15 protein-coding genes are annotated in these 22,311 nt (G+C 70.4%); 8 read left to right on the top strand and 7 right to left on the bottom strand.

Annotated features, from left to right (window positions below):
- The first annotated feature begins 190 nt into the window (after window positions 1-190).
- Both ACOQFR_RS07945 and ACOQFR_RS07940 read left to right on the top strand, forming a co-directional pair.
- Window positions 191-1,387: an EAL domain-containing response regulator gene (locus ACOQFR_RS07945; protein WP_421380482.1), complete on the top strand. Its 1,197-nt coding sequence runs from the start codon at window positions 191-193 to the stop codon at window positions 1,385-1,387.
- Window positions 1,388-1,393: 6 nt separating this feature from the next.
- Complete coding sequence (locus ACOQFR_RS07940) at window positions 1,394-4,243, top strand: ATP-binding protein (protein WP_421380480.1); 2,850 nt, start codon at window positions 1,394-1,396, stop codon at window positions 4,241-4,243.
- A gap of 84 nt (window positions 4,244-4,327) precedes the next feature.
- Here ACOQFR_RS07940 and ggt read toward each other — a convergent pair whose 3' ends face one another.
- A complete protein-coding gene (gene ggt, locus ACOQFR_RS07935; RefSeq protein ID WP_421380478.1) occupies window positions 4,328-6,031 on the bottom strand; it encodes a gamma-glutamyltransferase in 1,704 nt (567 codons plus the stop codon).
- 68 nt (window positions 6,032-6,099) lie between these two features.
- On the opposite strand from ggt, the gene ACOQFR_RS07930 reads away from it, so the two are divergent.
- Entirely contained in the window at window positions 6,100-7,926 is a 1,827-nt protein-coding gene (locus ACOQFR_RS07930) for a DUF885 domain-containing protein (protein WP_421380476.1), read from the top strand.
- Window positions 7,927-7,982: 56 nt separating this feature from the next.
- Entirely contained in the window at window positions 7,983-8,897 is a 915-nt protein-coding gene (locus ACOQFR_RS07925) for an AEC family transporter (RefSeq protein WP_421380474.1), read from the top strand.
- An 81-nt stretch (window positions 8,898-8,978) separates the two neighbouring features.
- Here the strand turns inward: ACOQFR_RS07925 and ACOQFR_RS07920 are convergent, their stop codons facing one another.
- The 4 genes from ACOQFR_RS07920 to gltB form a co-directional block, all read right to left on the bottom strand.
- Window positions 8,979-10,466, bottom strand: coding sequence for an AAA family ATPase (locus ACOQFR_RS07920; RefSeq protein WP_421380472.1), 1,488 nt, complete (start codon window positions 10,464-10,466; stop codon window positions 8,979-8,981).
- An 81-nt stretch (window positions 10,467-10,547) separates the two neighbouring features.
- A complete protein-coding gene (locus tag ACOQFR_RS07915; protein ID WP_421380470.1) occupies window positions 10,548-10,973 on the bottom strand; it encodes a hypothetical protein in 426 nt (141 codons plus the stop codon).
- Complete coding sequence (locus ACOQFR_RS07910; RefSeq protein ID WP_421380468.1) at window positions 10,970-12,391, bottom strand: FAD-dependent oxidoreductase; 1,422 nt, start codon at window positions 12,389-12,391, stop codon at window positions 10,970-10,972. The genes ACOQFR_RS07915 and ACOQFR_RS07910 overlap by 4 nt, the downstream gene beginning before the upstream one ends.
- Entirely contained in the window at window positions 12,388-16,854 is a 4,467-nt protein-coding gene (gltB, locus tag ACOQFR_RS07905; protein WP_421380466.1) for a glutamate synthase large subunit, read from the bottom strand. The genes ACOQFR_RS07910 and gltB overlap by 4 nt, the downstream gene beginning before the upstream one ends.
- A 168-nt stretch (window positions 16,855-17,022) precedes the next feature.
- On the opposite strand from gltB, the gene ACOQFR_RS07900 reads away from it, so the two are divergent.
- The 3 genes from ACOQFR_RS07900 (at window position 17,023) to ACOQFR_RS07890 (ending at window position 18,779) form a co-directional block, all read left to right on the top strand.
- Window positions 17,023-17,655 (top strand): ParA family protein, encoded by a 633-nt coding sequence (locus ACOQFR_RS07900; protein ID WP_421380464.1) that lies wholly within the window; start codon window positions 17,023-17,025, stop codon window positions 17,653-17,655.
- A gap of 73 nt (window positions 17,656-17,728) precedes the next feature.
- Window positions 17,729-18,205, top strand: coding sequence for a SixA phosphatase family protein (locus ACOQFR_RS07895; RefSeq protein WP_421380462.1), 477 nt, complete (start codon window positions 17,729-17,731; stop codon window positions 18,203-18,205).
- 4 nt (window positions 18,206-18,209) lie between these two features.
- The gene (locus ACOQFR_RS07890) at window positions 18,210-18,779 is read left to right on the top strand and encodes a YceI family protein (RefSeq protein ID WP_421380459.1); all 570 of its coding nucleotides are present in this window, start codon (window positions 18,210-18,212) and stop codon (window positions 18,777-18,779) included.
- 1 nt (window position 18,780) lies between these two features.
- Here ACOQFR_RS07890 and ACOQFR_RS07885 read toward each other — a convergent pair whose 3' ends face one another.
- Both ACOQFR_RS07885 and ACOQFR_RS07880 read right to left on the bottom strand, forming a co-directional pair.
- Window positions 18,781-19,404 carry a hypothetical protein gene (locus tag ACOQFR_RS07885; protein ID WP_421380456.1) on the bottom strand — a complete coding sequence of 208 codons (624 nt, stop codon included), beginning with the start codon at window positions 19,402-19,404 and terminating at the stop codon, window positions 18,781-18,783.
- Between the two features lie 27 nt (window positions 19,405-19,431).
- Complete coding sequence (locus ACOQFR_RS07880) at window positions 19,432-20,211, bottom strand: hypothetical protein (RefSeq protein ID WP_421380454.1); 780 nt, start codon at window positions 20,209-20,211, stop codon at window positions 19,432-19,434.
- A 197-nt stretch (window positions 20,212-20,408) separates the two neighbouring features.
- Here ACOQFR_RS07880 and ACOQFR_RS07875 point away from each other — a divergent pair, with 197 nt between their 5' ends.
- Window positions 20,409-22,247: a phospholipase D family protein gene (locus ACOQFR_RS07875; RefSeq protein ID WP_421380452.1), complete on the top strand. Its 1,839-nt coding sequence runs from the start codon at window positions 20,409-20,411 to the stop codon at window positions 22,245-22,247.
- The last annotated feature ends 64 nt before the right edge of the window (window positions 22,248-22,311 follow it).

The raw sequence follows: 22,311 nt of genomic DNA, 5'->3' as shown, positions 1-22,311 counted from the left end.
CTGCAGCACGGTTTTCGCTGCTGCGGCGCAATATCTGTCCCGGGACATGGCTGCTGGCTGTCGCTGACAGCGTTACTGCACACGAGCAGGGCCGGCTCCCGGCGCGCGCCGCGGTGCGCTTTCGCCTTCACGGCCCGACAGGTAGAGTCGGCGGACACTCCGGCACGGGGTGCGCTTTCGGGGGAAAGGCATGGGTCTGGCGGGGCTGACTATCCTTTTGGTGGAGGACCACGGCTTCCAGCGCCGGCTGGGCCTGCGCCTGCTCGCCGACCTGGGCCTGACCCAGCTGCACGAGGCCGCCGACGGATTCCAAGCCCTGGACCTGTTGCGCGCCCTGCCCGCCGCCCCGGACGTGGTGCTGGTGGACCTGGACATGCCCGGCATGGATGGCGTCGAGTTCATCGGCATCGTCGCCCAGGAGCGCCTGGCCCATTCCATCGCCGTGGTCAGCGCCATGGAGCCGGCCCTGCTGCACACCGTGCAGGTGATGGCCAAGGCCTCGGGCCTGCGCGTGCTGGGCTGCATCGAGAAGCCGCTGACCCCGGGCAAACTGACCACGGTGCTGTCGGTGTACGAGTCCGAGGTGGGCCAGGGCGCCGTGGCCACCGACATCGAGGTGAGCCTGGACGAGGCGCGCCAGGCCCTGGCGCGCGGCGAGATCTTTCCTTATTTCCAGCCGCAGGCCGAGTTCGGCAACGGCAAGATCGTCGGCGTCGAGGCGCTGGCCCGCTGGCGCCTGGCCGATGGCCGCATGGTGCCGCCGGCGGTGTTTGTGCCGGTGATGGAGGCCGGCGGCCTGATCGACGAACTCACCAACCTGATGCTGGTGCAGTCCTGCGCCTGGTGGAAGCGCTGGCAGGCCAAGGGCCTGGACCTCAACATCTCGGTCAACGTGTCGGCCCAGAACCTGACCGGCCCCGAAGTGGCCGACCGCTACGAGGCGGTGCTGCGCGAGCACGGCCTGAGCCCCGACCAGGTGGTGCTGGAGATCACCGAAAGCTCGGTGATGAGCGACACCGCGCGCGGCCTGGGCATGCTGGCGCGGCTGCGGCTCAAGGGCTTCGGTCTGAGCGTGGACGATTTCGGCACCGGCTATTCCTCGCTGTCGCAGCTGTCGCAGATTCCCTTCACGGCGCTCAAGATCGACCGCGGCTTCGTCAGCGGCGCGCCGTCGCAGCCGCGCAAGCGCGCGATGATCGAGACCAGCCTGGACCTGGCCCGCAAGCTCGACCTCAAGGTCGTGGCCGAGGGCGTGGAGACGGTGGAGGAATGGCAGCTGTTGGCCGGCCTGGGCTGTGATTTCGCGCAGGGTTTCCTGATCTCGGCCCCGGTGCCCGGCGACCAGCTGCCGGACGCGATCCTGCGCTGGCGGCAGACGCACCACTGATCCGGGATGCCGCGGCCGGGTCCCAAGTTCGGCATCCGTCTGCAGCTGCTGGGCCTGTTCGGCCTGCTGCTGCTCACCGGCGCCGGGGTGCTGACCCTTGACGAGATCGAGCGCCAGCGCAACCAGCAGGCGCTGGAACAGCTCAAGGACGAATCGCTCGCCGGCCTGCGCCGCATCAAGGCGGTGTCGGACGCCTACGGCCTGGACATCGTCGACACCACCTTCCGCGTGCGCAACGACCTGATCGCCTGGGAAGAGGGCGTGCAGGTGGTGGACAACGCGCGCCTGCGCATCCGCGAACACTGGGCGGCGCTGGAGGGCATGCCGCACACGCCGGCGCAGCAGCAGCTGTTCACCCAGATCGAGCGCGCGCGCATCCGCGCCGACACCGCGGCGCAGACGCTGCGCGGCATCCTGCTGGCGAAGGACATCGTCGCGCTGGGGCGGTTCGCCGACACCGAGCTGTACCCGGCGATCGATCCGGTCACCACGCGCATGAAGCACCTGAGCGACCTGGAGATGATCGAGGCCGAGCAGGCGGTGCGCGAGCAGGAGGAACGCTCGCGGCAGGCGGCCTGGATCCGCACCCTGGTGAGCCTGTTCACGCTGGTGGTGGTGGCGGTGGTGGGCACCAAGCTGGTGCGCAACATCTACAAGGGCGTGGAAAGCCTGACCGCGCTGGCGCAGCAGATGCGCCGGCACGACTACCAGGCGGCGCCTCGCTTCCGGCCCTCGGGCGAGCTGGGCGAGGTGCTGGAGGTGTTCCTGGGCATGCGCGACGACGTGCGCAAGTTCGAGGGCGAGCTCAACCAGCAGCTGGCGCGCAACGAGCAGGTGCGGGCGACGCTGCAGGAGCGCGAGGTGTTCCAGCGCTCGCTGTTCGCGGCGGCGCGGGTGGCCATCATGTCCATCGACCTCGACGGTCGCTTCAGCAGCTTCAATCCCTATGCCGAGCGGCTGTCGGGCTATCGCGCCGAGGAGATGATCGGCAAGCGCAGCGTCGACCGGCTGCTGCTGAAGTCCGAAGCCGAGAAGGTGGCGCAGGACCTGACCAAGGCGCTGGACCGGCCGGTGGCGGCCGATGCGCGCATGATCCCGGTGCTGATCGAGCAGGGCTCGCCGCCGCTGGAGTGGACGGTGGTGCGCAAGGACGGCAGCCACGTGCCGGTGCTGCTGGCCACCTCGGCGATGCGCGACGGCACCGGCAAGACCGTGGGCTACCTGGCGGTGGGCACCGACCTGACCCAGATCAAGCAGCTCGAGCAGCAGCTGCGCAGCAGCGAGTCGCGGGCGCGCGAGGCCAGCGAGGCCAAGTCCAGCTTCGTGGCGGCGATGAGCCACGAGATCCGCACGCCGATGATCGGCGTCACCGGCATGCTGGAGGTGCTGTCGCACAGTGCGCTGGACGACGACCAGCGGCGCACCGTGGGCGTGATCCAGCAGTCGGCGCGCTCGCTGCTGCAGATCATCGGCGACATCCTGGATTTCTCGAAGGTCGAGGCGGGGCGGCTGGAGCTGTCGCCGAGCACGATCTCGCTGCCGCGGCTGCTGCAGTCCACGGTCGCCAACTTCAGCGGCTCGGCGTCCAGCAAGGGCCTGGTGCTGACCTGCGAGGTGGACGACCGCATCGGGCCGGCGCACGTGGCCGACGGGCTGCGGCTGCGGCAGGTGCTGAGCAATTTCCTGTCCAACGCGATCAAGTTCACCGAGGCCGGCATGGTCGAGGCCGCGCTGGAATGGAAGGGGCGCGAGGGCGATGGCGACCGGGTCTGCTTCCGAATCACCGACACCGGCATCGGCGTCACGCCGGAGCAGCAGGCGCGGCTGTTCCAGCCCTTCCAGCAGGCCGAGGGCAGCACCACGCGGCGCTTCGGCGGCACCGGCCTGGGCCTGGTGATCTCACGCCGCCTGGCCGAGCTGATGCAGGGCGACGTGCAGATGGAGAGCACGCCGGGCGCCGGCACCACGCTGCGCATGACGCTGACGCTGCCGCGCGGCGAGGTGGCCGACATCGAGCCCGATGCGCCGGCCGAGCCGGGGCAGGGCTTCCTGGCGCGGCCGCTGCCGTCGGTGGCGCAGGCACTGTCCGAGCGCAGCCTGGTGCTGATCGTTGACGACCATCCGACCAACCGACTGGTGGTGGCGCGGCAGCTGGCGCTGGCGGGCTACGCCAGCGAATCGGCCGAGGACGGCGTGAAGGGACTGGCGGCCTGGCGCAGCGGGCGTTATGCGCTGGTGCTGTCGGACGTGCACATGCCCGAGATGGATGGCTACGAGATGACGCGGGCTCTGCGTGCGGAGGAAGCGGCCTCGGGGCGCAAGCGCACGCCGGTGATCGCGCTCACCGCCGCCGCGCTCAAGGGCGAGGCCGAGCGCAGCCAGGCGGCGGGCATGGATGAATTCCTGGCCAAGCCGGTCAGCATTCCCGAACTGGTGGCCTGCCTGCAGCGTTGGATGCCGCACACGGTGCCGCTGGCGGGCGACGTGCGCGCGTCGGTGCCGCTGCCGCAGCTGGGCGGGCACCCCGAGCCGCTGGATGCCGCGGTGCTGGGCGTGCTGACCGGCGGCAATCCCGCGGACACGCGCGCGCTGCTGGATGATTTCCTCGACGCGACCGAGGGCGACCTGGCCCAGCTGCAGCAGGCCCGCAGCCACGGCGACCTGGATCAACTCGCGCGCCAGGCCCACAAGATCAAGGGCGCCGCACGCCTGGTCGGCGCCCACCCGCTGGCCGAAGCCGCCGCCGCCCTCGAAGCCCACGCCAAGACCGCCGACTGGCCCCAGGTCCTCCCTCTGACCACCGACCTGGAAACCGCCCTGGAACGCCTGAAACGCCACATCACCACCCACCACTAACCCCCCGAAAACATACCAGGTATGTTTTCAGTCTCATTGAGACGGAAAAGATACCTGGTATGTTTTCGGGGGGAAAAACGCGGGTCAGTAGCCGGCGGCTTGGCCGTCCTTGCGGCTTTCGCTGGCGCCGATGTACATGCCGGTGGCGGGGTCGCGGGCGATGGCCTGGTAGCCGCCGTAGGGGCCGTCGGCGAATTCGACCCGGTGACCCTTGCGCATCAGGCCGCGCACGGTCTCGTAGGCGAAGCCCGATTCGAGGTTGACCACGCCGCCGTCGGTCATCTCCACCAGCTGGCCATCGGGCTCGGTGCTGCCGTCGTGCTGGATGCGCGGCGCATCGCCGGCCTCCTGCAGGTTCATGCCGAAGTCCACCAGGTTCATCACGATCTGCGCATGCCCCTGCGGCTGCATCGCGCCGCCCATCAGCCCGAAGCTGACCCACGGCTTGCCGTCGCGCGTGAGGAAGGCGGGGATGATGGTATGGAACGGCCGCTTGCCCGGCTCGAACGAATTCGGATGCCCGGCCTTGAGCACGAACTGCTCGCCCCGGTCCTGGAAGATGAAGCCCAGCCCCGGCGGCGCCATGCCGCTGCCCATGCCGCGGTAGTTGGACTGGATCAGCGACACCATCATCCCGTCCTTGTCGGCCACGGTCATGTAGATGGTGTCGCCCTGGTTCAGCGGCCCGCCGGCGTCCACCGCCTTGGCCGCGCGCGCCGGATCGATCAGCGCGCGTCGTTCATCGGCATAGGCTTCGGAGATAAGCCGCGCCACCGGCGCCGGATGGAAGGCCGGATCGGCATACCAGCGCGCGCGATCGGCGAAAGCCAGCTTCTTGGCCTCCACGAACAGGTGCACATGCTCGGTGCTGCCGAACGCGATCTTCGAAAAGTCATACCCCTCAAGCAGGTTCAGGATCTGCAGCGCCGCGATGCCCTGGCCATTGGGCGGCAGCTCCCACACATCCACGCCGCGGTAGTTGGCGCTGACCGGCTCCACCCACTCGCCCGCATGCGCGGCCAGGTCCTCGTAGCTCAGGAAGCCGCCATTGGCCTTGAAATACGCATCGATGGTGCGCGCGATGTCGCCCTTGTAGAACGCGTCGCGCCCCTGCGCACCGATCGTCTCCAGCGTGTTCGCCAGGTTCGGATTGCGCCACACCTCGCCCATGCGCGGCGCCCGCCCGTCGATCGTGAACTGCTCGGTGAAGCCCGGCCACTTCGACAGCACCGGCACGCTGCGCCACCAGTAATAGGCGATCACCTCCGGAACCGGATGCCCCTTGCGCGCATAGGCCACGGTTGGCGCCAGGTTCTGCGCCATCGTGCGCTTGCCGAAGCGCGCATGCAGCGCGAACCACGCGTCCACCGCGCCCGGCACCGTCACCGGCAGCGGCCCGTGCGAAGGGATCCTCGTATGCCCGTTGTCCGCGAACCACTGCCGGCTCAGCCCGCGCGGCGAGCGCCCGGACCCGTTGTAGCCATGCAGCTTGCCCGTCTTCGGATCCCAGACGATGGCGAAAAGGTCGCCGCCGATGCCATTGCCGGTCGGCTCCATCAGCCCCAGCGCGGCATTGGCCGCGATCGCCGCGTCCACCGCGGTGCCGCCGTCGCGCATCACCTGCAGCGCCACCTGGGTGGCCAGCGGATGCGAGGTGGCAGCCATGGCCTCGGGCGCATACACCTCCGACCGGGTGGCGAAGGCCTGCCCGGTGATGCGGTCGCCGGCCTGGGCCAGGGGCACCGACAGCGCCAGGGTCAGCAGGAAACAGGCAGGCATGACTTTCATCGGTAGGCTCCGGACCGGGACTGGGCGAAGATAGCGCAATCCCCTCCCGCTACAGCGAAGGATCCGTGATGCGCCTCCTGGCCCTGCTCCTGTCCAGCTCCCTCCTGCTGTCGGCCTGTGGCCGCGAAACCCCCGCGCCCCAGGCACCCGCGGCCCAGGCGCCCGCGGCCGATCCCGCCGCCGTCGCCGCCGAACTCGACGCCCTGCTGGCCGAATGGCACGAAGCCCAGCTCAAGGCCGACCCGGTATTCGCCACCGCGCTGGGCGACCTGCGCTACAACGACCAGCTGCCGGACTACTACGCGAAGGACTACCGCGATGCCGAGGAAGCGCGCGAGCGTGATTTCCTCGCCCGCGTGCAGAAGCTGGACCGCGACGCCCTGACCGGCCAGCACCGGCTCAGCCGCGACGTGTTCGTCAGCGACCGCGAAGGCTCGCTGGAAGGACTGCGCTTTCCGGGCTGGATGCTGCCGGTGAACCAGTTCGGCAGCCACGGCAGCTTCTTCGCCCAGCTTGGCGCGGGCCAGAGCCTGCAGCCCTTCACCGAGGTCAAGCACTACGACGATTTCCTGGCGCGCATGGCCCGCTTCCCGGTGCTCAACGACAGCGCCATCGCCGCGATGCGCGAAGGCATGGCCGCCGGCGTGGTGCAGCCGCGGCCGGTGGTGGAGAAGTCGATCCCGCAGTTCGCCGCGCATGCGGTGGCCAAGCCCGAGGACAGCGTGTTCTGGGCCCCGATCACCAACCTGCCCAAGGAGTTCAGCCAGGCCGACCGCGACCGACTGACCGCCGCCTACCGCGAGGCCATTGCCACCCAGCTGATCCCGGCCTACGCCAAGATGCGCGACTTCCTGCGCGACGAGTACCTGCCCGCCGCGCGCGAAGGCGTGGGCCAGATGAACCTGCCGGACGGCAAGGCCTGGTACGCGTACAGCGTGCGTCGCCAGACCACCACCGACCTCACGCCCGAGCAGCTGCACGAGTTCGGGCTGCAGGAAGTGGCGCGCATCCTGGGCGAGATGAACGCGGTGCGCGAGCAGGTCGGCTTCGAAGGCGACCTGCCGGCCTTCTTCAAGCACCTGCAGACCGACGAGCGCTTCTACTTCAAGACGCCCGAGGAGGCATTGCAGGCCTACCGCGACGTGCAGAAGAAGATCAATCCGCTGCTGCCCAAACTCTTCGACATCTTCCCCAAGGCCGACTACGAAGTGCGGCCGGTCGAGGCCTACCGCGCCGAGAGCAATGCGGGCGCGTCCTACCAGGCGCCGTCGCCGGACGGCTCGCGGCCGGGCGTGTTCTACCTCAACACCTTCAACCTCAAGGCCCAGCCCAATTTCCTGGTCGAGACCTTGTCCATCCACGAAGCCTCGCCCGGCCACCATTTCCAGATCGCGATCCAGCAGGAAGTGGAATCGCTGCCGGCCTTCCGCCGCTTCGGCGGCTACACCGCCTACGCCGAGGGCTGGGCGCTGTACGCCGAGTCGCTGGGCAAGGAGCTGGGCCTGTTCACCGATCCCTACCAGTGGTACGGCCGCCTGAGCGACGAGCAGCTGCGCGCGATGCGGCTGGTGGTGGACACCGGACTGCACTACTACGGCTGGACCCGGCAGCAGGCCATCGACTACATGATGGCCAACTCCTCGATGGCCGAGTCGGACGTGGTGGCCGAGGTCGAGCGCTACATCGTGATGCCGGGCCAGGCGCTGTCGTACAAGGTCGGCCAGCGCGTGATTCGCGAGCTGCGCAACGAAGCCGAGGCCGAACTGGGCGAGCGCTTCGACGTGCGCGCCTTCCACCGCCAGGTGCTGGTGGACGGCGCGCTGCCGATGGACGTGCTGCAGGTGAAGATCCGCGAATGGATCGCCGCGCAGAAGGCGGCGGGCGCGGGCGCGTGAGTCCGGTGGCCACCGCCCGTCGCCTGCCGCGGTGGGCCGTGGCTGGCGCCTGAGCCATGGCCTTCGACGCCTTTGCGCTGATCCTGGCGATGCTGGCGCTGGGACTGCTGTTCCAGCGCCTGCGCGTGTTCCCGGACAACGCGGCCGAGGTGCTCAACAAGGTCGTGCTGTACGTGCTGCTGCCGGCCTCGGTGCTGCTGTATGCGCCGCGGCTGGAGCTCAATCGCGACGTGCTGGCGATCGCGGCCGTGCCCTGGCTGCTGCTGGCGGCCACGGTGTTGCTGGTGACCGGCGTCTCGAAGCTGCTGAAGCTGCGGCCCGACGAACATGCGGTGCTGCTGCTGTGCGTCGCCCTGGGCAACACCAGCTTCCTTGGTTATCCGCTGGTGCGCGCACTGCTGGGCGAGGACGCGCTGCCCTACGCGGTGATCTACGACCAGTTCGGCGCCTTCCTGATCCTGTCCACGTTCGGGCTGTACGTGCTGGCGCGCTACGGTGGCGACGCCAAGCCAACGGCCGGATTGATCGCGCGACGCATCGTCACCTTTCCACCGTTCCTGGCGCTGCTGTTCGGCCTGACCCTGATGCCCGAGGCGCCGCCCGCGTGGATCGCCGGCGGCCTGCAGCGCCTGGCCGACGCGCTGCTGCCGCTGGTGGTTCTGGCCATCGGCCTGAGCCTGCAGTTGAAGCTGCCGCGCGACGAACTCAAGCCGCTGGCCGCAGGCCTGGCGCTGAAGCTGGCGGTCCTGCCGCTGATCTCGCTGGCGATCGCGCCGCTGCTGGGCCTGCAGGGCCAGCAGCACGACACCGTGGTTCTGGAATCGGCGATGCCGCCGATGATCACCGCCGCCGCGCTGGCGATCTCGCATCGCCTGGCCCCGGGGCTGGCCGCGGCGATGGTGGGCTATGGCATCCTGCTGTCGCTGGCGACGCTGCCGGCCTGGGCGTGGTTGCTGCAGCGGCTTTCCTGAAGCTGACGCACGGCGCAAGCCGTTCCGCGTCGATCGCTGACGGCCCCGGGTTCACCTTGATAAATCGACTCTGACCCCGGATCAGTCGGCGGGGACGGTGCGGGTGCGGGCCCATTCGCGCAGGCTGTTGACCTGCTCGGCCATCAGCACGCTGAGCGGGCGGGTGGCGCGGATTTCCTCCAGCACGCGCGCTTCGTCCACCGTTGTCTCCGCGGCGTGCGCCGAGTACAGCGCGCTGACCACCGCCTGTTCGATTTCGGCGCCTGAGAAGCCGTCGGCCGCATCGGCCAGCGACGACAGCGAGAAGCCTTCCCAGTCCACCTCGCGCTTGGCCAGGTGCAGGCGGAAGATTTCCGCGCGCGCGCCGTGGTCGGGCAGGTCCACGAAGAAGATCTCGTCGAAGCGGCCCTTGCGCAGCAGCTCCGGCGGCAGGTCCTGCACCGCGTTGGCGGTGGCCACCAGGAACACGCGCGACTTGCGTTCGGCCATCCAGGTCAGGAAGTAGCCCAGCACGCGGCGCGAGACGCCGCCGTCCTCGCTGCTGCCCGAGGCCGCCAGGCCTTTCTCGAGTTCGTCGATCCAGAGCACGCAGGGCGAGATCTGCTCGGCCGAGGCCAGCGCGTCGCGCAGGTTCTTCTCGGTCTCGCCGTGGTACTTGTTGTACAGCGTGCCGAAATCCAGCCGCACCAGCGGCACGCCGAAGCCGCCGGCCACGGCCTTGGCCGCCAGCGACTTGCCGCAGCCCTGCACGCCCAGCAGCAGGATGCCCTTGGGCGGATCCAGGCCCACCGGCAGGGTTTCGCTGCTGTAGGCGGCGCGGCGCTGGTGGACCCAGGCCTTCAGGCGCGTCAGCCCGGCCACGTCGGCGAAGCGCGCGGTGTCGTACTCAAAATGCAGGTGGCCGCTCTTGTTGAGCAGCTCGAACTTGAGCTTGGCCAGCTCGGGCAGGTCGTTGGCGCTGATGACGCCGTCGCGGAAGATCAGGTGCCGCGCCAGCCGCCGCGCCTCGGTCATGGACACGCCGCGCAGGTTGCGCACGATCGCCTTCAGCGCCTCCTGGTCCACCTCCACGCGCTTGCCGCCGTGCTCGCGCATGTACAGCGCGGCCTCGTCCTGCACCAGCTTCAGCAGCGCACGCTCGTCGGGCAGGCGCAGCGAGAAGCGCACGGCCATGTGCTCCAGGTCTTCCGGCAGCTCGATCTTGGCGCCCACCAGCACCAGCGTGTGCTCCTTGCAGTCGCGGCGGTCGATCATCTCGCGCACCATGCGCTGCGTGGTCGCGTAGCCCAGGTAGGGATGGAAATCGAGCAGCAGGTGGATGCCGCGCTGGTCCATCGCGCGGATCGTGCGCAGGGTGGTGGTGGCGTCGGGCGGCGACAGCGGCGCGTCCTCGCCGTCCAGGTCCACCCGGCGCAGGCCCTCGGTGATCGACCAGCGGTACAGCGGCCGCCAAACGTTCATCAGCACGTGTCGGAACAGGTCCACCACCCGGCCCTCGTCGGGCGTCTCGATCACGATCAGCGCGGTATTGGCGCGGATCAGCGACGTCAGGTCCTGCAGCTCGCTCATGGGTCGTCCTTCACGGGGAAGGCGAATGATACCGGAGGCGTGATGCCGGGTCGGAGCGCGGGACGCGGATGCCGCGGGATCTCAGGGCCGCGGAGGCGGGGCGGCGTTGGCCGCGCCTGTCGCCGCGCCAGCAAAGTGAAGCGCCGCCGACGCACCCAGGCAGCCCAGGGCGATCCAGTCCGCCACCACCACCCGGCCGATCAAGGGGCCGTGCGTGCCGGTCAGCCATGCCAGCCCCAGGAAACTGACCACGCTGGCCAGGCCCACCAGGAGTGCGGCGCTGCGCAGGTGCCGAAGCGCGATGGCCGCCAGCAACAGTCCGCCCACCCCACCGAACAGCACCGCGCGATGCCGCATGAGCAGCTCCAGCGTGGGATCGGAGAAGTCCAGGCCATAAAGACGCGCCAGTGCGTCCGGCCCCAGCACGCCCGAGACGGGCAACAGGTGGATCAGGGCGGGCACCAGCAGCAGGGCGCGCATCGCGAACTCACTGCGGGTGGTTTTCATCGGGTATCCGGATCGCTGAGCAATTGCCGCGCGATCGCCAGGCCCGCCTCGCGGCCATCGTGCACCGCGGTGACCACCAGGTCGGCGCCGCGCACGTTGTCGCCGCCGGCGAACAGTTTGGCGTGCCCCGTGCCGCCGCCGGCGCCGGTGGTGCGGATGCGGCCTTCGCCGGTGAGCTGGATGTCGTAGTCGTTCCACCACGCGGCCGGGCTGGCCCGAAAGCCGAAGGCCAGGATCACCACGTCGGCGTCCACCACGTGCTCGCTGCCGGGCACGTTCTCGGCCGCGTTGCCGCGGCCGCCGACCGCGCGCGTCTCGATCAGGCGCACGCCGGTGGCCTGCTGCGCCCCGTCCACACGCGTGCCGCCGATGATCTCCAGCGGCTGCCGGTTGAACAGGAAGCGCACGCCTTCCTCGCGCGCGTTTTTCACTTCGCGGCGCGAGCCCGGCATCGCGGCTTCGTCGCGGCGGTAGGCGCAGGTGACCTCGGCCGCGCCCAGACGCAGCGACGAGCGAACGCAGTCCATCGCCGTGTCGCCGCCGCCCAGCACCAGCACGCGCTTGCCGGCCAGGTCGAAGGCGGGGTCGTCGGCATGCGGCCTGCCCAGCTGGCGGCGCGCGTTGGCCACCAGGAAGGGCAGCGCCGGCAGCACGCCGGGCAGGGCCTGGCCCGGCAGCCGGCCGTCCACGAAGGTGTAGGCACCGGTGCCCAGGAACACCGCGTCGTAGTCGCGCACCAGTTCATGGCCCTTGGCCGCGTCCACGTCCACGCCCAGGTGGAAACGCACGCCCATGGCCTCCAGCACGCCGCGCCGGGTTTCGATCACCTGCTTCTCCAGCTTGAAGGCCGGGATGCCGAAGCTGAGCAGCCCGCCAATCTCCTCGTAGCGGTCGAACACGTGCGCCTCGATGCCCGCGCGCGCCAGCCGGTCGGCGCAGGCCAGGCCGGCCGGGCCGGCGCCGATCACCGCCACGCGCCTGCCGGTGGCCACCACCTGCGACAGGTCCGGCCGCCAGCCCTGGCGGAAGGCTTCGTCCACGATGTATTTCTCGACCGCGCCGATGGTGACCGCGTCGAAGCCGGTGTTGAGCGTGCAGTCGCCTTCGCACAGCCGGTCCTGCGGGCAGACACGGCCGCAGATCTCGGGCAGCGGGTTGGTCTCGTGGGCCAGCTCGGCGGCTTCGAACAGGCGGCCCTCGCGCACCAGCGCCAGCCAGTTCGGGATGTAGTTGTGTACCGGGCACTTCCACTCGCAGTAGGGATTGCCGCAGTCCAGGCAGCGGCCGCTCTGGTCGGCGGCCTCGGGCGCGGAGAAGCCGCCGTAGATCTCCTGCCAGCCCAGCACGCGCAGCGTGGCCGGCAGTTCGCGCGGCAGCCGCCGCGGCACGTCCATGAACTGGAAGGGCCTGGACTTCATGCCGCGCGCCGAAGTTCTTCGGCCAGCTGCTCGAGCGAGGCGGCCTTGGGCTTGACCAGCCAGAAGCGGCCGGCGACGTCGCGGAATTGCTCCAGCAGCTGGGCGCCCCAGGCGCTGCCGCTGAGCTCGACGTGGTTGCGCAGCAGGCTGCGCAGGTGGTGGCGGTGGTGTTCCATGCCTTCAGGCGTGATGCGCAGCACGTCGATCAGCTCGTGGTTGTAGCGGTCGACGAAGTCGCGGTCGAGGTCGAGCACGTAGGCCAGGCCGCCGGTGAGGCCGGCGCCGAAGTTCAGGCCGGTGCGGCCCAGCACCACCACCACGCCGCCGGTCATGTACTCGCAGCCGTGGTCGCCCACGCCTTCCACCACGGCCTGCGCGCCGGAGTTGCGCACCGCGAAGCGTTCGCCGGCGCGGCCCGCGGCATACAGCTCGCCGCCGGTGGCGCCGTAGAGGCAGGTATTGCCCATGATCGGCGTGTCGCGCGCGACAAAGCGCGAGGCGGCCGGCGGCTGCAGCACGATGCGCCCGCCCGCCATGCCCTTGCCGACGTAATCGTTGGCATCGCCCTCCAGGTGCAGCATCAGGCCGCCGGCGTTCCAGCAGCCCAGGCTCTGGCCGGCATTGCCGCGCAGGCGCACATGAAGCGGCGCGTCGGACATGCCTTCGTTGCCGTGCACCCGCGCGATCTCGCCCGAAATCCGGGCGCCGATGCTGCGGTCGGCATTGCAGACGTCGAATGCGAACTCACCGCCGGCGCCCGCATGGATGCTGGCGCGCATCTCGGCCAGCATGCGCGTGGCCAGGCGGCCCTCGTCGCGCGGCAGGTTGCGCGGCAGCGTGTTGTGGCGGGCGCCGGTGCCGCGGCCGTCGGCGGCCTCCAGGATCGGCGACAGGTCCAGCCGGCGCTGCCGCGGCGTGCTGCCTTCCATCACCTGCAGCAGGTCGGTGCGTCCGATCAGGTCCTCCAGTCGCGCCACGCCCAGCCGGGCCATCCAGCCGCGCACGTCCTCGGCCACGAAGCGGAAGAAGTTCATCGCCATCTCGGGCAGGCCGATGAAATGGTGCGCGCGCAGGCGCGCGTCCTGCGTGGCCACGCCGGTGGCGCAGTTGTTGAGGTGGCAGATGCGCAGGTACTTGCAGCCCAGGGCCACCATCGGCGCGGTGCCGAAGCCGAAGCTCTCGGCGCCCAGGATGGCCGCCTTCACCACGTCCAGCCCCGTCTTGAGGCCGCCGTCGGCCTGCACCCGCACCTGGTGGCGCAGGTTGTTCGCGCGCAGGGTCTGCTGCACCTCGGCCAGGCCCAGTTCCCAGGGCGTGCCGGCATGGTGGATGGACGACAGCGGCGACGCGCCGGTGCCGCCGTCGTAGCCCGACACCGTGATCAGGTCGGCATAGGCCTTCACCACGCCCGCGGCAATCGTGCCGATGCCGGCGTGCGACACCAGCTTTACCGACACCAGGGCGGTGGGGTTCACTTCCTTCAGGTCGAAGATCAGCTGGGCCAGGTCTTCGATGGAATAGATGTCGTGGTGCGGCGGCGGCGAGATCAGGCCGATGCCGGGCTTGGCATAGCGCAGGCGCGCGATCATCGCGTTCACCTTGTGGCCCGGCAGCTGGCCGCCTTCGCCGGGCTTGGCGCCCTGGGCGATCTTGATCTGCAGCACTTCGGCGTTCACCAGGTATTCGGGCGTGACGCCGAAGCGGCCCGAGGCCACCTGCTTGATCTTGCTGCGCTGCTCGGTGCCGTGGCGCGCGGGGTCTTCGCCGCCTTCGCCGGAGTTCGAGCGCGCGCCCAGACGGTTCATCGCCGTGGCCAGGGCTTCGTGCGCCTCGGGCGACAGCGCGCCCAGCGACATGCCGGCCGAATCGAAGCGCGCAAGGATCGCCTCCACGGGCTCCACGTCGGCCACCGCGATGGGCTGCGACGACAACTTCAGCTGCAGCAGGTCGCGCAGCGTCGACGCCGGGCGTGCATCCACGTGCTGCGCATAGGCCTGGTAGTCGGCGACGTCGCCGCTGCGCACCGCGCGCTGCAGGCTGGCGATCACGTCGGGGTTGTACATGTGGTACTCGCCGCCGTGCACGTACTTGTGCCGGCCGCCGGGCTCGATCTCTTCCGCATCCAGCCACGCGCGCGCGGCCAGCTGCCGCGCCTCGGCCTCAAGCTCGGCGAAGCCCGCGCCCTGCAGGCGGCTCACCATGCCGGGGAAACACAGCGCCACCACCTCGTCGGCCAGGCCGATGATCTCGAACAGCTGCGCCGCGCGATAGCTGGCGATGGTGCTGATGCCCATCTTGGAAATGATCTTCAGCAGGCCCTTCTTGATGCCGCGCCGGTAGCTGCGGCCCAGCTCGGCCGGTTCGTTGCCCTGCTTGCCGTCCACCACGCCGCTGCGGCCCAGCGCCGACAGCGTCTGGTAGGCCAGGTAGGGATACACCGCCGTGGCGCCCACGCCGATCAGGCAGGCCATCTGGTGCGCATCGCGCGCACTGCCGGTTTCCACGATCAGGTTGGCGCGACAGCGCAGGCCCGCGCGCACCAGGTGGTGGTGCACCGCGCCGGTGGCCAGCAGCGCCGCCACCGGCGCCTGGCCGCGTTCCGGGTAGCGGTCGCTGAGCAGCAGGATCACCGCGCCGCCGCGCACTGCGGCCTCGGCCTGCGCGCACAGGCGGCGCAGCGCCTGCTCCAGCGACTCGTCGGCGCCGAAGTACAGCGGCAGCAGGACGTTGGCCTCGGCGAAGCAGGGCAGGGCCAGCAGCTGGCGCAACTTGCGCTGCGACAGCACCGGCGAGTTCAGCATCACCTGCACCGCGCTGGCCGGCGTGGCCTCGAACACGTTGCCTTCCGGGCCCAGCTGGGTGAGCAGCGACATCACCACCTGCTCGCGCAGGGGATCGATCGGCGGGTTGGTCACCTGGGCGAAGGCCTGGCGGAAGTAGTCGTACACCGGCCGCACGTGCCGCGACAGCACCGCCACCGGGGTGTCGTCGCCCATCGAGCCGGTGGCTTCCTGCTCGGTTTCGGCCAGCACGCGCAGCTCGGACTCGCGTTCCTCGCGGCTGAGCTGGAACAGCTTCTGGAAGCGCCGCAGCGTGCCGGCGTCGAAGGGTTCGGCGGCCAGCGACGGGTCCACCAGGCTGGTGCTGAGGTAGGTGACGCCCTGCTTGAGCCAGGCCTTGAACGGCGCGCGCGACTTGTTGATCGCATCGATGGCGTCGGTGTCGAGCAGCTCGCCGCGCTGCAGGTCCACCGCCAGCATCTCGCCAGGGCCGAGCTTGCCCTTGGCCACCACGTCCTCGTCGCGCACGTCGTACACGCCGGTTTCGGAGGCCACCACCAGGGTGCGGTCGGCGGTCAGCAGCCAGCGCGCGGGGCGCAGGCCGTTGCGGTCCAGTGTGCAGGCGGCGTAGCGCGCATCGCAAAGTACGATCCCGGCCGGGCCGTCCCAGGGATCCAGCGACAGGCCGTAGTACTCGTAGAACGCCGCCAGGTCCGGGTCCTTGTACTCCAGCGACGCGGTCGCGGGCGGCACCAGGATGCGGATCGCCTGCAGCAGGTCCATGCCGCCGGCCAGCAGCAGCTCCAGCATGTTGTCCAGGCTCTGCGAATCCGAGCCGTGCTCGCTCACCAGCGGCTGCAGTGCGGCCAGGTCCAGCACCGGCGACTGCCAGTGCGCGGCGCGCGCGCGGGCCCAGTGCCGGTTGCCTTCGATCGTGTTGATCTCGCCGTTGTGCGCCAGCAGGCGGAAGGGCTGCGCCAGCTTCCACGCCGGCGCGGTGTTGGTCGAGAAGCGCTGGTGGAACACCACCACCGACGAGGCCAGGTCGGCGCGTGCCAGGTCCGGGAAAACCTTCGCCAGCGCATCGGGCAGCACCATGGCCTTGTAGCCCAGGCTGTCGGCCGACAGCGTGACCACGTAGAACGCGGGTTCGTCGGCCAGCTGCTGCTCGGCGGCGCGGCGCGCCAGGAACAGCCGCCGTTCGAAGGTGGCGGCATCGGCACCGGCCGGCGCCCGCACGAACACCTGTTCGATCCGGGGCAGTCCGCGCAGCGCGATCTCGCCGCAGTCGGCGCGCGACACCGGCACGGTGCGCCAGCCCGACACCGCCAGCCCCTGCGCCTGCAGCGCCTGGTCCAGGGCCGCGCGCGACCGCGCCGCGGCGTCAACGTCGGTGGGCAGGAACACCATGCCGCAGGCATCGCCGTCGGCGTAGGGCAATCCCGATTCGGCGGCAATCGCCGCCAGGAAGGCGCGTGGCCGCCGGATCAGCAGTCCGCAGCCGTCACCGCTGAGCCCGTCGGCGCCGACCGCGCCGCGATGGGTCAGCCGCGCCAGGGCCCGCAGTCCGGCCTCGACCAGCCCGCGCCCGGGGCGATCGTCGAGATTCGCGATCAGCCCGAAACCGCAGCTGTCGCGCTCGAAATCCGGGGAATGCAGGCCCGGGACCGGGGGTGCTGGCATGCGCCCTCCGCTGCTTGTCTGGGAAACCCGCACAATGCCGGCGCGAAAGCGCCCGCGACGGGGTCAGGGCCAAGGTCACACACCGTATTAGAGTTTCTGCTCCGTTGCCTTCCTTCGCCCGCGCAAGGCGGGTTAGAGTGAGGTCTCTTCACGATGTGGAGGTCCGGCATGCGCACCATCCTCGTCGCCAGTTCGAAGGGAGGCGCCGGCAAGACCACGGTGGCCACCAACCTGGCCGCCCATTTCGCCGTGGAGGGCAAGGCCACCGCCCTGCTCGACGCCGACCCGCAGAAGTCCTCGACCCACTGGTGCGAGAAGCGCGCCGCGCTGGACACCGCCGTGCTGCCGCTCGACGGCACCCGCCGCGGCTGGGACAAGTCCCTGCCCGAGGGCATCCAGCGCCTGGTGGTGGACGCCCGGGCCGGCGCGATGGGCGAAGACCTCACCGCCTTCCTGGACCTGGCCGACGCCGTGGTGGTGCCGGTGCAGCCGTCCACCATCGACCTCGAGGCCACCGTGGCCTTCCTCAACACCCTGGTGCAGCACCCGCGGGTGAAGAAGGGCAAGCTGCCGGTGGGCATCATCGGCAACCGGCTCAAGCCCTGGACCACCAATTCGCAGCAGGCCGTCGGCCAGCTCAAGACCTGGCCCTACCCGGTGGTGGCCGAGCTGCGCGACACCCAGGCCTACGTGCTGATGGTGGCGCTGGGCAAGAGCGTGTTCGACTACCACTCCGAGCAGATCCGCAGCCACCAGGAAGACTGGGCACCGCTGCTGCGCTGGCTGAAGAAGGCGATCTGAGCGCCTTCCTCCGCCATCCGGCCACCGGTTCCCCGCTCCGGGTCCCGTCCCACCGTCGCCGCCAAGGAATGCCATGCGCGAACTGATCCTGCTCCGCCACGCCCACGCCGAACCGCCCGCCCCGGGCCAGGACGACTTCGACCGTCCGCTGTCGCTGCAGGGGCAGGCCGAGGCCGAGGCCGCCGGCCGCTGGCTGCGTGACCACCACTACCTGCCCGACCGCATCGTCGCCTCGCCCGCCCGCCGCACCCGCGAAACCTGCGAACAGGCGCTGGCCGCGCTGGGCTACATCGAGATCCGCCAGGAAAAACGCATCTACGACGCCACCCCCGGCATGCTGATGCAGGTGGTGGACGAACACCGCGACATCGCCCGCCTGCTGCTGGTGGGGCACAACCCCGGCTTCGAGCAGCTGGCCGCGCTGCTCAGCTCGGGCCAGTCGGGCGACTTCCGCGGCATGCCCGCCGGCGGCATTGCCGTGCTCACCGTCGCCGACGACGCGGTGCTCGAACCCGGCGTGGCCACGCTGTCGGCCTTCTGGTGGCCCTGAGCGGATGAGCCGGGCCTGGCTCGGCGCGGTCTGCCTGGCCGGCCTGGTCAGCGCGGCCGCCTCGGACGCCATCCCCATGCGCGAAACCGTCGATCCCGCGCTGTCCTCGGCCCGCTTCGAAGTGGGCCTGCGCCTGTCGGGGCTGGTGCACGGCAGCTTCCGCCAGATCGAAGGCGAACTGGAGCCCGACGGCCGCCGCTGGCGCGTGCAGGTGCGCGTGGACGCGCGCGAACTCGAACTCGACGGCCCCGGGTGGATGGAACGCAGCACGCGCTCGCGCAGCTTCCTGGACGTGGATCGGCATCCGCAGATCCGCTTCATCTCGGCCCCGTTCACGCGGGCCCTGCTGCGCAGCGGCGGACCGCTCGAGGGCGAGCTGCACCTGCGCGGCCGCGTGCGGCCGGTGGCCTTCACGCTGTCGCCGGCGCGCTGCCCCCGCCCCGGGCACGGCTGCGACATCCGGGTCAGCGGCATGATCAGCCGCCGCGATTTCGGCATGACCAGCCAGCGGATGTGGCTGCGCGACGAGGTGGGCTTCGACTTCCGCGTGCGCCTGGCCGAAGCCCCGCCCTGAGCTAGAGCTCGAAGTCCTTGGGCGCGGTCTGCACATTGGGCTGGAAGCCGAGCACCGCGACGAAGGTGCGGGTTCCGTCATGCATCTCGAAATCGAAGCCGACCGGCTGCCCCTGGTGGAACCACGCGGTGGCCAGCCTCACGCGGCTGCCGTAGACCTGCGGCACCACGCGCGCCCCGCTGAGCTTGTTGTCCTTGCCCAGTCCGACCGGGCGCACCGTGGCCAGCCGGCCCAGTTCACCCGCGGTGCCCAGCAGCGCCAGCGCGACCGGTTCGGCCAGCTTCGCGGCCTCGCCCTTGCCCGAGGCGCCGGTGGCCAGGTCCAGCCAGCGCACCTGGTCGCCGTCGCCGACGGCGCGGAACTCATTGGACTTGCCGGGATTGAGCACGTAGCGGAACAGGTCCGGGCGGTCGAACAGCAGCGTGGCCTGGTAGGTCCGCACCGCACCGGGCTTGCCCTTGGGCGAGGGCGCGGCGTGGTGGCTGACCTGCAGGGTGAGGTAGCCGCTGGCGGTGGTCTTGTCGAGCAATGCCAGTGCGTCGGCGGCGCCGTCGGCGGCCAGGCTGGGCATCAGCGGCGCGGCGGTGAGCGCCAGCGCCAGCAGCAGGGATCGGGTCAGGTTCATGGGGGGCTCCGGGAGGAAAAGGGGTGTTCAGCCGCAGGCCGAACGGGCCAGGGTGCGCAGCGGCGCGGGCGGCGTGTTGGGCCCGGTGGCGGAACAGCGGGCACCCACGTCCGGGATCAGGGAACGGATCGACACCACGTTGGCCGTTTCACCGCCGCCGGGCGCACCCGGCTCCGAGGGCGAGAAGCACTCGCGCGGCCCCAGCATGCGTTCGGTGACCACGCCCGAGTCGGTCTCGCTCAGCGTCACGATCACGGGGACGCCGTTGAGGTTGCACAACTCCACCAGGTCCAGGTTCGCCGACAGCGTGGGCGGGCCCGGCAGGCGTGCCGGCGCATGCGTGGGCGAGGAGCCGGCGCACAGGCCCTCGTGCACCAGCGTGGTCTCGATCGTGCCGGTGATGCGGGTGAGCACCGCGCGCTCGGGGTTGACGTTCTCGCGCAGCAGGTCGATGGCGCGGCCTTCGGCGTCGGTGCGGTTGGTCGGCACCCGTACCGCGTTCCGGTCCGGCGTGAAGTCCAGCTGCACGCGGTCACCGGAGGGCACGAAGCTGAAGCTGTCGGCGTAGCCGGCGGTGGTGCGGGTGGGGAAATCCGCGGGCAGGCTGGTGATGGTCACCGTGGGCTGGTGCGTCGCACAGGCCGTGGCGCTTCGGCAGGTTTCCCCGCGCAGGAAGTCGTACGACACGGCGATGCTGTCGCCCGGGCAGTACTGTCGCGGCTCGACCACCGACCAGCCGGGAAGGATGGCGCTGCGGTCCAGGACACAGCCACCCGTGGTCGTGGCGACCAGCGTGGCGAGGGCCATGCAGATTGCGGGGCGTGAAGCTCGGGCTTTCATGGAACACTCCTTGCGGGTGGGGGGCGTCGACCTCGTCGGCACTGGTTTTATCGGCACCCAACGCCCCGACCGGCCATCGCGGCGTGCCGCCGGCGCCGCCGGTGGCGCCCTTGCCCGTGCCCGACCCTTCGACTTCCGCAGGCGAATGCGCCACTCTGGTGCGCATGAAGCGACCCCTGCGATGCCTGCTGCTGCTTGTCCTGCTGGCCCTGTCGGGCTGCGCCACGCTGGGCGAGAAGGAACGCCAGGACGCGGTGGACATCGCGCACGGCGGCCAGTCCACCGAGGTCGGCTGCACCGCGGGCGTGGACTGCGCGGTGGCGTCGCCGCTGCTCGACCTGGGGCGCCAGGCCATCGCGCAATCGGCACCGGGCGCGCCCCGGCACCACGTCACCCTGCTCGACCGCGGCCAGGATTCGCTGCTGGCGCGCGTGCACCTGATCCGCGCCGCGCGGCGCTCGATCGAGCTGCAGATCTTCATCTTCGATCCCGACGACAGCGGCCTGCTGGTGCTGGACGAACTGCTGGCCGCGGCGCGGCGCGGCGTGAAGGTGCGCGTGCTGCTCGACCAGCTCTACGGCCTGCCCGATCCCAACCTGCAGGCCACCCTGGTGGGCCAGCACCGCAACTTCGAGCTGCGCCTGTACAACCCCACCTTCGACGAGGCCAAGACCCAGGCCCTGCAGTACGCCGCAGGCATCCTGTGCTGCTTCACCGAATTCAACCAGCGCATGCACACCAAGCTGCTGCTGGTGGACGACCAGGTGGCCATCACCGGCGGCCGCAACATCCAGGACCGCTATTTCGATTGGGCCGAAGGCTACAACTACCGCGACCGCGACATCATCGTCGCCGGCCCGGTCGCCAAGGCCATGCGCGACAATTTCGACGCCTTCTGGGATTTCGACCGCACCCAGCCGGCCGAGCGCCTGGTGGACGTGGCGCAGCGCCTGCTGCGGGCCGGCCAGGTGCCGCCGCACAAGCTGTTCGGCCCGGACGTGGAGCGCTCGCCGCGTTCGGTGGCGATGCGCGAGGAGGCCGGCGACGGCGCCGCGGTGTTCGCGCGGCTGCAGCCGCTGACGCTGGCGGTCGGCCGGGTGGAATTCTTCGCCGACCTGCCGGAAAAACACGAGCGCGAACTGGCCGCGGGCGAGGATGCCTCGCGCGAGATGCGCGACCTGGTGGCGGGCACCCGGAACGAGCTTGTGATGCAGACGCCCTACCTGGTGCTGTCGCGGCCCGCGCGCCAGCTGTTCCGCGAACTGCGCAAGCGGCCGGACCGGCCGGCCATCCTGGTGTCCACCAACTCGCTGGCCGCCACCGACGCTTTCCCCGTCTACGCGATGAGCCACAAGTACAAGCGCCTGTACCTGCGCGAGCTGGGCTTCACGATCCACGAATACCGGCCCTACCCGGCCAATTCGCCGATCAACGTGGCCGCCACCGGCGCCCTGGGCGAAGAGCGCGCCGCGCGCCTGCCGCTGTTCGGCTCGGGCTCGTCGGGCTCGGCCACCGGGCCGCTGCCGCTCAAGCGCGCGGGCGTGCGCGTGGGCCTGCACGCCAAATCGCTGGTGGTGGACGGGCGGGTGGGCGTGGTCGGCAGCCACAACTTCGACCCGCGCTCGGACAACTACAACACCGAGTCCATGGTGGTGGTGCACGACGTGGAGTTCGCGGGCGCGCTCAAGGCCAGCATCCTGCGCGACATGCAGCCCGAGAACTCCTGGCTGATCGCCGCCCAGGAAAAGCTGCCGGTGCTGTCGGGCCTGAACTACAGCCTCGGCAAGATTTCGGAGAAGCTGCCGATCTTCGACATCTGGCCCTTCCCCTACGCCACCAGCTACGAGCTCAAGCCGGGCTGCAACCCGATCCCGCCGGGGCAGCCGGGCTTCTACGAGTGTTACCAGGACGTGGGTGCGTTCCCCGAGGTCGACCTGCCGCTGAAGATGCTCTACACCCGCATCCTCACCGCCTTCGGCGCCGGCCTGGTGCCCATCCTGTAGGCCGCGCGGGCCGGTCTGGCCGGTCCGGCCCCAGCCCCCGTTCGATTGACGCCGCCCCCCGCCC

Origin of the sequence: Arenimonas sp. MALMAid1274 (assembly GCF_049195245.1) — a bacterium.
Classification (GTDB): domain Bacteria; phylum Pseudomonadota; class Gammaproteobacteria; order Xanthomonadales; family Xanthomonadaceae; genus Arenimonas.
The sequence above is the reverse complement of the archived record's forward strand: the minus strand, read 5'-3'. Positions and strand labels throughout refer to the sequence as shown.

What these genes read in the sequence shown, in the direction of transcription:
- ACOQFR_RS07945 (WP_421380482.1), top strand. Translation starts at nt 191, where the DNA reads ATGGGTCTGGCGGGGCTGACTATCCTTTTGGTGGAGGACCACGGCTTC.
- ACOQFR_RS07940 (WP_421380480.1), top strand. Translation starts at nt 1,394, where the DNA reads ATGCCGCGGCCGGGTCCCAAGTTCGGCATCCGTCTGCAGCTGCTGGGC.
- ggt (WP_421380478.1), bottom strand. Translation starts at nt 6,031, where the DNA reads ATGAAAGTCATGCCTGCCTGTTTCCTGCTGACCCTGGCGCTGTCGGTG.
- ACOQFR_RS07930 (WP_421380476.1), top strand. Translation starts at nt 6,100, where the DNA reads ATGCGCCTCCTGGCCCTGCTCCTGTCCAGCTCCCTCCTGCTGTCGGCC.
- ACOQFR_RS07925 (WP_421380474.1), top strand. Translation starts at nt 7,983, where the DNA reads ATGGCCTTCGACGCCTTTGCGCTGATCCTGGCGATGCTGGCGCTGGGA.
- ACOQFR_RS07920 (WP_421380472.1), bottom strand. Translation starts at nt 10,466, where the DNA reads ATGAGCGAGCTGCAGGACCTGACGTCGCTGATCCGCGCCAATACCGCG.
- ACOQFR_RS07915 (WP_421380470.1), bottom strand. Translation starts at nt 10,973, where the DNA reads ATGAAAACCACCCGCAGTGAGTTCGCGATGCGCGCCCTGCTGCTGGTG.
- ACOQFR_RS07910 (WP_421380468.1), bottom strand. Translation starts at nt 12,391, where the DNA reads ATGAAGTCCAGGCCCTTCCAGTTCATGGACGTGCCGCGGCGGCTGCCG.
- gltB (WP_421380466.1), bottom strand. Translation starts at nt 16,854, where the DNA reads ATGCCAGCACCCCCGGTCCCGGGCCTGCATTCCCCGGATTTCGAGCGC.
- ACOQFR_RS07900 (WP_421380464.1), top strand. Translation starts at nt 17,023, where the DNA reads ATGCGCACCATCCTCGTCGCCAGTTCGAAGGGAGGCGCCGGCAAGACC.
- ACOQFR_RS07895 (WP_421380462.1), top strand. Translation starts at nt 17,729, where the DNA reads ATGCGCGAACTGATCCTGCTCCGCCACGCCCACGCCGAACCGCCCGCC.
- ACOQFR_RS07890 (WP_421380459.1), top strand. Translation starts at nt 18,210, where the DNA reads ATGAGCCGGGCCTGGCTCGGCGCGGTCTGCCTGGCCGGCCTGGTCAGC.
- ACOQFR_RS07885 (WP_421380456.1), bottom strand. Translation starts at nt 19,404, where the DNA reads ATGAACCTGACCCGATCCCTGCTGCTGGCGCTGGCGCTCACCGCCGCG.
- ACOQFR_RS07880 (WP_421380454.1), bottom strand. Translation starts at nt 20,211, where the DNA reads ATGGCCCTCGCCACGCTGGTCGCCACGACCACGGGTGGCTGTGTCCTG.
- ACOQFR_RS07875 (WP_421380452.1), top strand. Translation starts at nt 20,409, where the DNA reads ATGAAGCGACCCCTGCGATGCCTGCTGCTGCTTGTCCTGCTGGCCCTG.